Raw genomic sequence first — 12,656 nt, 5'->3', positions numbered from 1 at the left:
ATATAATAACGAAAAAAAACAGAAATAATATTGCTTTATACATGATATCTGCCTCACTCTATTCCTAAATAATACTGCACAATTACACATTTTACAGCTTTTGCAATAGGCTTACAACTAGGAATTAGTGGGTTTTTCAAACAATTATTAATTATTTGTGAAGATATTAGAGGACTCCTTCTTTCTCATCAGTCGCTGGAGCCTATTAATGAGATCCTCATATTTAACGGAAGCGCTCTCTATCTCATTTGCCTTATAAAAGGAATCAGCCATTTTCGTATATGTAAGAGCTTGTTCGATATTTTTTTGACGATGCTCAAAAATTTTCGCAAGTTCAATACATGCCTCCACCTTTATTTCCATTTCGCTTCCCTCAGCAACGTCTTTCCATAGCTGAATGGCTTCAAGCCATTTCTTTTGTTTCTTATATTCGAATGCAAGTGCATGCTTAGCTTGAAGTGCTTCAATGCCATCTCCTGCTGAAATATTTGAGAATGCCTTCTTGGCTGATGCAGTTTCTCCCAATTGGGAAAACCATCTCCCAACTTCGTATGTCTCCCGTGCAGTCTGTGACTTATCAATCCCAAGAATTTGATAAGATAGGTGAGTATATAAGCTAATAAGGGATAAAATGTCTATTTCATTATGTTTCAATACTCCTAGCATTCCTTCTGGATTTTTTGTTTCCACATAATCAAAATAAATCATCGGTGCTAAAAAACCTGGAAGATCATCCTTTCTTTCGACACCTAATATTTCTTTTTCAACTACAGACAACTTCAAACGTTCTAATTTATGCTTCCACATCCTTCTAGAAGCATGATATAAATCGAAATGGCCAAATGGAGGCAATTTAGGAACTTGATCCCGAATAAGAGTATGTCTCGTTTTCACTTGCGGCCAATCAAATGATTTTCCATTATAGGTTGCCATCATCTTATAATCAACACTGTCTAGAAAGCTTTTGTATAAAGCGACCTCTGCTCCTGGATGGGGCAAAATATGCTGCTTTAGACGAACCTTGTTTCCTTGAAGGCTAGCATGGCCAAGGATAAAGATTGTGTTTCCAGCACCTCCACCGAGTCCAGTTGTTTCTGTGTCAAAGAAAAAAAATTGATCTGCCCGAAACCCAGCAGCTGACAATGGATGATAGATATCTGAAGAATTCCATGCTTCCACAGCCTGATAAAATTGGTCAAACGTATAAATGCCGTGTTTCTCGTTAACTGAATATTCCTTTTCCCTAATTAAGCAAAAATCCTCGTCAAAATAATATGGTGTAACTCCTTCTTTTTCCCAAACCTCTCTATAAGGAAAGTCGGTTAATTCTACTTTTTGAACTCGCTTTTCAGTGCTGCTTTCATGCGATAGATGTGACTTTATTCGATTCAGCTTGTTTTTAATGGACATAGTTATCACCAGTGATTACATTTCTCGATGTGAAGCTTGTTAATATGTTGAGGACATCTGCTTTAGCCGTTTTTGAAGCAGTATCAGTCCCAATGCAGGAAGGACAGCCTTGCTCACAAAGACAATTGCCCACCATTTGTCTTGCCTCATGTAAAACATGTTCAAACCCTTCGTATATCTTTTCACTTAATCCAACCCCACCCGGATAGCGATCATAGAAAAATATCGTTGGCTTCTCATTGTGAGCCGCTTTCACCTGCGGGACAACATGAATATCCTGAGGGTCACACATGACAAAAAGCGGGGCAATATGCCTTAATGCATGAGCTGACCCTATAAGCCCTTGCTCTAATCTCTCTCGCTTGTCTTGTAAGCACTCTTCATTTAATGAGAACCACGCAGAGCTTGTATGAAGCTCTGCCTCTGGAAGACTTATAGGCCCTGAACCAATATTTTCGTGTGTTTCAAATTTTATCTTTTTAAAAATAGTTGCCATGGCAACAACGCTCACATCACCATAACCAATTTCTCCTGAAGGCAGGCAACGCTGCTTATCCTGTTCGAGAACCTTGAGCTCAACGGCCAAATTAGCATCTGTGAAGTAATCCGCCTCCACTTCTCTAACGAAGGCTTTTTTCTCCTCCCAGTCTAACAGCTCTACTTGGTACTGGGTTCCTTGATGAAGATAAATCGCCTCTTCATGCAGGAGCGTCATAGCAGAAAATTGATCCATTTCACCGATTACCTTCACATTCGCTATGTCAGATTGATCAATAATGACTACATTTTCCTGGGAAGCTGAACGTAAACTAATATTATGGGCAGGAAAAGAATCATTCATCCAATAATATTTTCCCCCATTTTCATAAAGAACCCGTTCTTCCGCTAAATATTCGAGGACTTCTTCCGTTTCAAATGATCCAAAGGATTCTCCTGCATGAAAGGGAAGCTCGAAGGCTGCGCATTTGATATGATCGATTAAAATAATCAAATTATCGGGATGAATTCTCGCTGTTTCAGGACTTCTTTTGAAGAAGTAATCCGGATTTTGAATGACATATTGATCCATTGGGCTGCTGCTCGCAACCATAATCACAAGGGATTCACCATGCCTCCTTCCGGCACGCCCTGCTTGCTGCCATGAGCTCGCAATCGTCCCAGGGAAGCCATTCATAATACACACTTGCAGCTGTCCAATATCTACTCCCAATTCCAAAGCATTCGTGCTGACAACACCGTATATTTCTCCAGAACGGAGTCCTTTTTCAATTTCCCGTCTCTCTGTTGGCAAATAACCGCCTCGGTAGCCGCGAATAGCCTTTGGCCCTAATTTATACTTTACGAGTTCCTGTAAATATGTAAGTAGGATCTCGACCCTTACACGGCTTCTCGCAAAAATAATCGTTTGTATTTTATTTTTCAACAAAATTGAAGCTAGCTTTCTAGCTTCTAATGTAGCGCNNGCTTATTAACAATTGGCGGATTATAGAAAACAAAATGCTTTCTCCCGCTTGGTGCCCCGTTATTATCAATTAATTTAACCGGTTTTTCTGTTAACTTCTCCGCAAGTTCCGATGGATTAGCGATAGTTGCCGATGTACAAATGAAAATAGGATCACTTCCATAAAAGCGGCAAATTCTTTGTAATCGCCGGATGACATTAGAGACATGACTTCCGAAAACACCACGGTATATATGAAGTTCATCAATCACAACAAATTTCAGGTTTTCAAAAAGGGAAACCCACTTTGTATGGTGGGGAAGGATAGCCGAATGAAGCATGTCTGGATTTGTAATGACGACATGCCCCGCTTTTCGGACCTTCTGCCGAATATTAGCAGGGGTATCCCCATCATATGTATAGCTATTAATAGCTAATCCTGTTTCATTTATGATTTCATTAATTTCGCTTTTTTGATCTTGGGCAAGGGCTTTAGTTGGAAACATATATAGCGCTCTTGCATGAGGGTCATTAATAATGGTCTGTAAAACAGGGAGATTGTAGCATAGTGTCTTTCCTGAAGCAGTTGGAGTTACTGCAACAAGACTTTGTCCCTTCATAGCGGTTTCATATGCCGATTTCTGATGAGTATAAAGACTTGTTATTCCTCTTCTTTGTAAAGCCTCCTTAAGATTAGGGCTTATATCAGCTGGAAGGTCGTCAATCCTCGCTTCCTTTTCTTCAATTGTGTGCCAATGAACGATGTTTTGCTTGAACTCTTCCAGTTCTTTCATTTCCTTCATTAATTCATGCAAGCTTTTCCGAACTTTCATCTTACTCACCTCATATCTATTATTCTAGCGAATAAGCGTTCGTTTTTAAAGAAAAACTTCCCTGTCATAAAATGTTCAAATTCTTCCAAACCCAAAACGCTTCTTTCTTGTGGCTTTTTTGTTACAATATTGGTAACAATGGTTTTACTTAAGAGGTGATAACATGAATTATTCTGACATTAAAAAGGTACTCTCGCAGTTTACTCTTTTTAAAGAGCTCAGTGATTCAGAAATTGACAAAATTGTTGAGATCTCCATCTCTAGGGAATGGAAAAAAGGCAGTCATGTATTCATGCAGGATGATCCGTTAGAGAATGTATATTTTATTCAAAGCGGACGAATTAAAATTTATAAAAGTGATGTGAATGGCAGAGAACAAATCGTGGCAATCGCTAAAAATGGGGATATGTTTCCACATGTAGGCTTTTTCCGAAAAGGAGGATACCCTGCTTTTTCTGAGGTACTCGAAAGCTCCACATTAGTTGTTGTGCCAATTGACCAATTTGAAAAGGTCCTTATAGAAAATCCTGAGCTATGTATTAAAGTGTTTAAAGTTCTGGGAGAAAAAATTGTTGACCTGCAAGAACGGCTCGAATCGCAAATCCTAAATAATACATATGAGCAAATTATTAAACTGCTCGTTCGCCTAGCCAAAATTCACGGTCAGAAAATGGATAATGGGTTCTATCTCTTAAAGGCAGAGTTCACTAATAAAGATCTCGCCAACATGATCGGAACAACGAGAGAAACTGTCAGCAGGACACTAACTAAGCTTAAAAAGGACCAGCTGATTGAAACAGATTCATCCGGAAATATTATTATTGATCCTGATAGTCTATTAGAAGAAATCTTATAAATAACAATGAAGAACCACTTATTAAAGGTGGTTCTTCTTTGTTAGCTATTAATTATATTGAAGCATTTCTTCCAAGTCTTCTTGAACCGTTCCAATAAGTTTTAGATTGAAAGTGTTTTGTAGTACATCCAAAACGCCTTCTGAAATAAATTCAGGTGCCTTAGGTCCTATACGGATATCCTGAATTCCTAAACTAAATAATCCTAGTAGAATCGCAACGGCCTTCTGTTCAAACCAAGATAATACAATACTTACTGGCAGCTCATTAATTTCACATTCAAAAGCATCTGCCAAAGCTTTCGCAATTTTCACGGTTGATCCCGAGTTATTGCATTGACCTAAATCAATATATCTCGGAATTTCTGTTCCTGGAACAACCCCGTAATCAACATCATTAAAACGGAACTTTCCACAGGATGTTGTTAGAATAACTGCTTCAGGCGGCAATGATGTAGCAAGTTCACGGTAGTATTCTCCGTCCTTCCCTGGGGCATCACAGCCAGCGATGACGAAGAACCGTTTTATTTTTCCTTCTTTAACAGCCACAATAACCTCTGGTGCAAGACCTAGTACGGTTTCATGGTGGAAGCCAGTTAGTAATGTTTCATCTGATTGAATATTTGCCTCTGGCAGCTCCAACGCCCGATTAATTAGCCGGCTATAATCATCATTCACTATTTTCTCTACATTTTCTAGACCTGCGACCTCATAGCTAAACATCCGGTCTGCATATGTACCTTTTATTGGCATGACACAGTTAGTCGTTGCCAAGATGGCGCCAGGGAACTTTTCAAATAATCTGCGCTGGTCATACCAAGCTTTACCGATATTTCCTTTTAAATGGCTATACTTCTTCAATTCAGGATACCCATGAGCAGGCAGCATTTCTGAGTGCGTATAAATATTAATTCCCTTTCCCTCTGTCTGCTTGAGCAGTTCCTCTAATGCGAATAAATTGTGGCCTGTTACGATAATACATTTACCTTCGATTTTGTTTTGCGATACGCGGATTGGCTGTGGAACGCCCAGTCTTGTAGTATGGGCCTCATCAAGCATTTCCATTGCCCTAACGGCTGAGCGCCCTACCTTTAACGCCATCTCAATATGTTCTTGTACATTAAAATTTGAGTTTGTTAATGTCAAATAAAGTGCCTCATGGGTCGTTGCATCAACAAATGGATCCGTGTATCCTAGCTGATTTGCATGTGTACGGTAGGCAGCAATCCCCTTTAAGCCAAAAATAATTGTATCTTGCAAGCTTGCAATGGTTTCATCTTTTCCACAAACACCGATAACTTTACATCCCCCACTCGGAGTTTGTTCACACTGGTAGCAAAACATTCTTTCAATCTCCCACTTTCCCAATAAATTAACATGATCTGAATATCTTCAATTCCAATGATCAAATGTGATTCAAATCACGCTTTTTCAATTGTCAATATTTGTTCAAAAATTACCAATATTTTATTTACCAAGAACAAATACCCAGTTACCTTCATATGATATTGTGGCTATGCCAACATCATTAATTGATAGGGGCTGAAAAAATTGAGCAACGATAACAAAAAGGGAAAAAATGAGTTGGGAGATTTAGTGAAATCGGTGAATCATTTCTTTAATGAAAAACCAGTTAAGGGATTTCTGCAATCAATAGATGAATTCTTCAAGAGCCCATTTCCTTTTCATACTCCATTTCACGTTGATGTCCGAGAAACAATGGAGGAGCATATTATTACGGCAGAGCTGCCTGGTGTTAAACGTGAGCAGATTAAGCTCGATGTCTTTGATAATTACGTAACCATCTCCGTTCAATCTAATGAAATATTCACCGAAGAGGATGAGGACCAGAAGGTTAGAAGAATGCGGCAATCAATGCAAAAATCAAGCAGAACGATACCACTTCCGCAGCCAATTATCGAAAATAAGGTAAAAGCATCATACCAAAATGGACTCTTAAAGATCCGTGTTCCTAAACAAAAAGGAAAGCATATAAAAATCGATGAAATTGAATAAAAAACAAGCAGTCTAATAAACTGCTTGTTAATGCTCGGAAGTATCCAGCCATTTATTAAAATAACCAGTCGGTACACTGAAATAATCTCTTGTGAACCGAATAAATTCCTTCGTATCTACTTCCTTGTATTTAAAATGCTCATAGTAGCTAGAAAGAAATTGCATGCTAACTTCCTTTACATCGGCTCCTTTAAGTCTATACTTATCCTCCACCATCTTTAACATTTCAATGGCAGGCTGACCATAAATAAAGCCTGTATTTTTTACTTTATCTAATGAAACATTTGAATATTGTCTGCCAATTGGAGGATTAGCAGCCTTTATACGCTCCATTCGGTTATAGGGAATGCGAAATGCTTCACTCCTGCTTTGATTTTTGCCAGCATAAAAGTACATAGAGGTTGCAAACTCAGTCATGCCTTCATCAACCCATGCCTGATGATATTGATCGTTCGCCACCACACCATAGAAATACTGATGGGCGATTTCATGGACTACGGCGTTTCTGTAAAAATACGTATCCTCTATGTAAGGATTAATTGTTACTACACCTGAATATTCCATAAATGGGCCGTTATCTAAAATAATATCTAATTGTTTATGGGGATATTTCCCTATATTCTCCTGATAGAAGCTTAATGCATCTCTTGCTAACTCTAAAGTTTCCTTAATATTTTTCTGATGGCCCGTCTTTGTGAACAATCGGATCTTGACTCCGTCATTAGCCTCCGTTTCATGGATATCCATATCTCTAACAATGCCAATGAAGAAATCCCTCACTTTTTTTACTTTGATTTTCCCTTCACTTGCACCTATTCGAGGGTCCTTATCGGATGAAGAAATAAGGGAGTACCCTTCTGGAATTTTATAAGAGACTTCAAAATTAGAAAAGTCTGTATGGAACGTCTCCATTCCTACATCATAATCTTCCTTATTCCATTTTCCATTTTGATAGGTTGCCAGCATTGGGTACCAATGTGCCAAATAATAATTTTCCTTTTCTTTTGAAAGACGTACACCTTCATTTGGAATCGTGAATGAATACTCAATTTTAATTTGATATTTTTTCCTTTTCTGCATGGTTGACGGGATGCTAATGTTTAATTGATCTTTTTCCAAGCTATATTTTGCTTGCTCGCCATTTATAATGATTTTCTTCATTTGTACTGTAGAATAGCTTTTAACCGATTGGAAAGAATGCCCTTTTTCAAATGCATTTGGAATGAAATAAAAGGTGAGATCCTCCCAATAATTATCTGATTTATTTTTGATATGAATATTTGCTGTTGTATGAAAGACACCTTTTGAATCCATTTCTACATGCATATCATAGGACGCTTTACTATCATTTTTCACCCCTACATCTGCATCCTTCGTGGCTGTAACATAAACACCTGCCCCGGTAAATAACATGACAAGCAAAACGAAGGCAAGTCCTTCTCCTCGAGGGAGTATACGCTTCCTTTCCTGATTGAATTGCTTGCGAATAGGTAAAATCCGATGTACCTGTCCCGTCCTTATCCATGGTGTTCTTGAGTAGTTTGCCTGAAAGCGATTTTTTAGACCATTTGCTAATAAACTGAAAGATATGGTCGTAAATAAGAGAACCATTAAAGGGATCAACAAAATATGAGTATTCCCGTAAATATTTCCTCTAGCTTGTCCAACTAAACCAGATAGCTCCTTCGTTACCGATAGATAAATGATCGGATCAAATCGAACAGTAGTTCCGCCAATGAAAATATTCATAAGTGACAGCTGGCCCATAATAGTAATGACATAGACAATTTCCAAAATGAACATCACTAAAATCGTTTCCTTCATTTGCGGAAAAATATGCTTCCAAATTAGCCTGTTTTTGCTGGCCCCGAGAATATGTGCAGCCTCAATATATACAGATTTATATAACTCAGCCGTTTTCTGTCTCACGGAAGAAACAATACTAGGGATACTGATTACAGAAGCAATAATAATAAAATATCCTAAGAGAGTGCTTGTACTTAATTGACTATTAAAACTTATCGGCCTCATAAAAAAATATAAAATGAGAAACAAAGGGATATAGCTCCAGGCATTTTCAAAAGCACTCAACAAGCTAGATGTTTTTTTCCACATGCCTGCATATAATCCTATTATTGTCCCTAACACCATCTTAATACATGTAACAGCCAGTGCTACAAATACCGTATAACGAATTCCATATAGGATCATCGTCATCAAGTCATAGCCCCATTTATCTGTACCTAATGGGTAGCTTTCATTTTCAAAAGGTTCTATTGGCGGAGATAGTACCTTTCCATTCCTATATTGCGTTTCGAGCATCTCTGTTAATGAGTGCGGAGCCAGTATTGGACCAAATACACATAGAAAAAGAATGATTGATACGCAGAAAATCCCTACATATAAAGAATAATTGATGTTATTTTCAGCTTCATATAATTAGGTTTATTACCTTTTATAATAAAAAAATCTTTAATAAAGAGGAGAATGTATCGATGGGTTATCCAAAAGATTTGCTTTCAAGTAGATCCATTATCAAACATGGTTTATATGCTTTAATCGCACCAGAAGGTCTTGTAAATAATGTTATTCCTGGATTTGAAAATTGCACAATGTCGATTTTAGGATCTCCACAATTAGGTGCAACCTTTGTTGATTACATCGTTACAATGCATGAAGGCGGAAAGAATAGCCAAGGCTACTGCGGACAAGCAGATGTTGAATGCTTCGTTTACGTTTTAGGCGGAAAAGTAAAAGCAAAAGCTGACGACCAAGAATTTGTTCTAGAGGAAAGCGGCTATTTATACTGCCCACCAGGCGTTACTATGTACTTAGAAAACATGGAAGCTGGCGATTCTCGTCTATTCCTTTATAAACAAAAACACAAGCCACTAGAAGGCCGTAAGCCATGGGTTGTTTCTGGTCATTCAAATGATATTGAATACAGAGACTACGATGATATGCACAATGTTCATATTAAAGATTTATTACCAATGGATATTGATTTTGATATGAACTTCCACATTTTATCTTTCGACCCAGCGGCAAGCCATCCATTTATTGAAACACATTATCAACAACACGGTGCATACTTACTTTCTGGTGAAGGTATGTATAACCTTGATAATGAATGGATTCCAGTTAAAAAAGGCGATTACATTTTCATGGGACCATATGTCCATCAGGCAGCTTATGCTGTTGGAAGAGAACCTTTAACATATGTTTATTCTAAAGATTGTAATCGGGATCCGGAATTATAATAATCCCAACAAAGAGGTGTCACCATGAGATTAAAAAGAGAGGACTTAAAAAGTCTAATCAAAACAAAGCTGCATAAGGCTGGTCTTAAAGAGGATCATGCTGAAACAGCAGCTGAAGTACTCGTATTTGCAGACGAAAGAGGGATTCATTCCCACGGTGCAATGCGTGTAGAATATTATGCTGAAAGAATTGCTAAAGGCGGAATTAATACTAACCCTGACTTTAGATTTGAAAAGACAGGTCCTTGCTCAGGCGTTTTTCATGCAGATGGCGGAAATGGTCATACAGCTGCCAAATTAGCAATGGATGAAGCCATTAAAATGGCAAAAGAAAACGGTATTTCAATTGTTGGTGTAAGAGATATGTCTCATAGTGGTGCAATTTCTTACTTTACCCATCAAGCTGCACAAGCGAATTTAATTGGGCTTACGGTTTGTCAATCTGATCCGATGGTAGTTCCATTTGGAGGAGCAGAGCCTTATTATGGAACGAACCCAATTGCCTTTGCGGCACCTAGCATGGAAGACGGTAAATTTATTACGTTAGACATGGCCACAACTGTTCAAGCTTGGGGGAAAATTCTCCATGCAAGATCAAAAAACGAGTCAATTCCAGATACTTGGGCAGTTGACAAAAATGGAGAACCAACAACAGATCCATTTAATGTGAATGCATTATTACCAATCTCTGGACCAAAAGGCTATGGTCTAATGATGATGGTAGATGTATTATCAGGTATTCTACTTGGTCTTCCATTTGGTAATAAAGTATCTTCTATGTACGAAGATTTAACTTCATACCGTAAATTAGGTCAGCTTCACATTGTTATTAACCCGGAATTCTTTGGCGGAATCGCTGGTTTCAAGAAAGATATTTCGCAAACAATGGATGACTTAAATCAAATCAAACCTGCACCAGGATTTTCAAAGGTTTTATACCCTGGTCAAAATAATGATGTTGTTATTGCGGAATACAAGGAAAATGGCATTGAAATTGTTGATGACATCTATGAGTATTTACGTTCTGATGTGATCCATAACAATCAATACGATCACAAAGACCCGTTTGCTAAGTAATTTTTCCAAAAGGAAAATAGGTAAGGACGAATTCATAGGGGTGAGAGGGAATGAGATTATCAAAAGAGCAATTGCACGATTTAATTGCTACAAAGCTTCATAAGGCCGGATTAACTGAAGATCATGCTTCAGGAGTTGCAGATGTACTTGTTCATGCAGATGCTAGAGGAGTACACTCTCACGGCGCAATGAGGGTGGAATATTATGCTGAAAGAATTGCAAAAGGCGGATTAAATAATAATCCGGAATTCAAGCTTGAAAAGACGGGTCCATGTACAGCGATTTTCCACGGAGATAATGGAGTAGGCCATGTTGCAGCAAAGCTTGCAATGGATGAAGCGATTAAAATGGCAAAGGAAAATGGAATTGCTGTAGTAGGCGTTAGCAGAATCGGCCATAGCGGTGCACTTTCATACTTTGTTCAACAAGCTGCAGATGAAAATCTAGTTGGAATCTCAGTTTGTCAATCCGATCCGATGGTCGTTCCTTTTGGCGGATCAGAGCCTTATTATGGTACGAACCCAATTGCATTTGCTGCTCCAGGCAAGGACGGAAAACACATTACTTTTGATATGGCGACAACTGTTCAGGCTTGGGGAAAAATTCTTCATGCAAGATCGAAAAATGAATCCATTCCTGATACATGGGCTGTTGACAGCAATGGAGAACCGACAACTGATCCATTTAAAGTAAATGCGTTAGTTCCGATTGCAGGGCCAAAGGGATACGGGCTCATGATGATGGTTGATGTTTTATCAGGTATCTTACTTGGCCTTCCGTTTGGAAACAAAGTTTCTTCCATGTACCATGATCTCACTGAGTATCGAAATCTTGGTCAGCTTCATATTGTCATAAATCCTGAGTTCTTTACAGGAATTAAAGGCTTCCAAGAAGATATAGCAACAACAATGAAAGACCTCAATAATATCAAGCCGGCCCCTGGCTTTGATAAAGTTTCTTATCCTGGGCAAAGAAGTGCTGAAAGGGAAAAGAAATATGAAGAGAACGGCATTGAAATTGTTGATCATATTTATGAGTATTTGACTTCAGATGTTGTTCACAACAATGCGTATGACAATAAAAGCCCTTTTGCAAAATAAAAAAGTGTTAGAAAAAAGAAGGGTGGTCTCATCAAGAGTTGCCACCCTTCTACTATGAAAAGGAAATGATTGAATTCAACAACCTTTTCGAAGAGTAAGAAAAATATAAAAAGAGGTGCATGAAAACATGCTTTATACTATCGTAAAACAGAATTCATATCAGGATTCAGTTAACCTAATGCTTCTTACGAATAAAATTTCAACAATGGAAGGCATTAACAAAGTCCAAATTATGATGGGGACTCCTGCTAACAAAGATATTTTCAAGACTGCTGGTCTTTTCACGGATGAGCTTGAAGGTGCAGCATCAAATGATATGTGTATCGTTGTTGACACTGATGCTGAAGAAAAGATTCAAGAAGTTCTTGATGAAGTAGATAACTATTTAAGCAACCAAGCAATCAGCAGCAGCAAGGAAGCTTTTGAAACTGTACGCTCATGGGATAAAGCTACGCAAGCATTACCAGGTGCGAATCTTGCAATCATCTCTACACCAGGTCAATATGCAGCTGAAGAAGCAGAAAAAGCACTTGATAGAGATATGCACGTATTAATTTTCAGTGACAATGTAACAATTGAAGATGAGCGTCGTATTAAAGAAAAAGCCCATGAAAAAGGTCTTCTTGTTATGGGTCCTGACTGTGGTACTGCAGTTGTTTCTGGTGT

At 38.2% G+C, this 12,656-nt stretch carries 8 protein-coding genes and 2 pseudogenes; 6 read left to right on the top strand and 4 right to left on the bottom strand.

Annotated elements, in window-relative coordinates; translation table 11 throughout:
* Positions 1 to 147: 147 nt before the first annotated feature.
* Both V7149_RS04390 and V7149_RS04385 read right to left on the bottom strand, forming a co-directional pair.
* Positions 148 to 1,410, bottom strand: a complete 1,263-nt coding sequence (locus V7149_RS04390) for a ribonuclease H-like domain-containing protein (protein WP_335344435.1) — start codon at positions 1,408 to 1,410, stop codon at positions 148 to 150.
* Positions 1,400 to 3,684 (bottom strand): annotated as a pseudogene (locus V7149_RS04385) (DEAD/DEAH box helicase). Before V7149_RS04385 ends, V7149_RS04390 begins: the two are co-directional and overlap by 11 nt.
* Positions 3,685 to 3,847: 163 nt before the next feature.
* Between V7149_RS04385 and V7149_RS04380 the strand changes: the two are divergent.
* Positions 3,848 to 4,540, top strand: coding sequence for a Crp/Fnr family transcriptional regulator (locus V7149_RS04380; RefSeq protein ID WP_335344434.1), 693 nt, complete (start codon positions 3,848 to 3,850; stop codon positions 4,538 to 4,540).
* A 48-nt stretch (positions 4,541 to 4,588) separates the two neighbouring features.
* Here the strand turns inward: V7149_RS04380 and hcp are convergent, their stop codons facing one another.
* Complete coding sequence (gene hcp, locus V7149_RS04375; protein WP_335344433.1) at positions 4,589 to 5,881, bottom strand: hydroxylamine reductase; 1,293 nt, start codon at positions 5,879 to 5,881, stop codon at positions 4,589 to 4,591.
* A gap of 207 nt (positions 5,882 to 6,088) precedes the next feature.
* Between hcp and V7149_RS04370 the strand changes: the two genes are divergently transcribed.
* Positions 6,089 to 6,553: an Hsp20/alpha crystallin family protein gene (locus V7149_RS04370; RefSeq protein ID WP_335344432.1), complete on the top strand. Its 465-nt coding sequence runs from the start codon at positions 6,089 to 6,091 to the stop codon at positions 6,551 to 6,553.
* Between the two features lie 27 nt (positions 6,554 to 6,580).
* On the opposite strand, the gene V7149_RS04365 is transcribed toward V7149_RS04370, so the two are convergent.
* The gene (locus V7149_RS04365) at positions 6,581 to 8,875 is read right to left on the bottom strand and encodes an ABC transporter permease subunit (protein ID WP_335344431.1); all 2,295 of its coding nucleotides are present in this window, start codon (positions 8,873 to 8,875) and stop codon (positions 6,581 to 6,583) included.
* A 173-nt stretch (positions 8,876 to 9,048) separates the two neighbouring features.
* On the opposite strand from V7149_RS04365, the gene allE reads away from it, so the two are divergent.
* The 4 genes and pseudogenes from allE to V7149_RS04345 form a co-directional block, all read left to right on the top strand.
* Complete coding sequence (gene allE / locus V7149_RS04360; RefSeq protein ID WP_151533950.1) at positions 9,049 to 9,813, top strand: (S)-ureidoglycine aminohydrolase; 765 nt, start codon at positions 9,049 to 9,051, stop codon at positions 9,811 to 9,813.
* A 24-nt stretch (positions 9,814 to 9,837) separates the two neighbouring features.
* A complete protein-coding gene (gene allD, locus V7149_RS04355; RefSeq protein ID WP_335344430.1) occupies positions 9,838 to 10,890 on the top strand; it encodes an ureidoglycolate dehydrogenase in 1,053 nt (350 codons plus the stop codon).
* A 50-nt stretch (positions 10,891 to 10,940) separates the two neighbouring features.
* A complete protein-coding gene (gene allD / locus V7149_RS04350; protein WP_335344429.1) occupies positions 10,941 to 11,990 on the top strand; it encodes an ureidoglycolate dehydrogenase in 1,050 nt (349 codons plus the stop codon).
* 127 nt (positions 11,991 to 12,117) lie between these two features.
* A pseudogene (locus V7149_RS04345) lies at positions 12,118 to 12,656 on the top strand (acyl-CoA synthetase FdrA); the annotation flags it as partial.

This window comes from Bacillus sp. JJ1503, from assembly GCF_036965125.1.
Taxonomy (GTDB): domain Bacteria; phylum Bacillota; class Bacilli; order Bacillales; family Cytobacillaceae; genus Cytobacillus.
Note: the sequence above shows the minus strand (reverse complement) of the source record. Positions and strands in the feature narration are given on the sequence as shown.

What these genes read in the sequence shown, in the direction of transcription:
- V7149_RS04390 (WP_335344435.1), bottom strand. Translation starts at nt 1,410, where the DNA reads ATGTCCATTAAAAACAAGCTGAATCGAATAAAGTCACATCTATCGCAT.
- allE (WP_151533950.1), top strand. Translation starts at nt 9,049, where the DNA reads ATGGGTTATCCAAAAGATTTGCTTTCAAGTAGATCCATTATCAAACAT.
- V7149_RS04380 (WP_335344434.1), top strand. Translation starts at nt 3,848, where the DNA reads ATGAATTATTCTGACATTAAAAAGGTACTCTCGCAGTTTACTCTTTTT.
- allD (WP_335344429.1), top strand. Translation starts at nt 10,941, where the DNA reads ATGAGATTATCAAAAGAGCAATTGCACGATTTAATTGCTACAAAGCTT.
- allD (WP_335344430.1), top strand. Translation starts at nt 9,838, where the DNA reads ATGAGATTAAAAAGAGAGGACTTAAAAAGTCTAATCAAAACAAAGCTG.
- hcp (WP_335344433.1), bottom strand. Translation starts at nt 5,881, where the DNA reads ATGTTTTGCTACCAGTGTGAACAAACTCCGAGTGGGGGATGTAAAGTT.
- V7149_RS04365 (WP_335344431.1), bottom strand. Translation starts at nt 8,875, where the DNA reads ATGCTCGAAACGCAATATAGGAATGGAAAGGTACTATCTCCGCCAATA.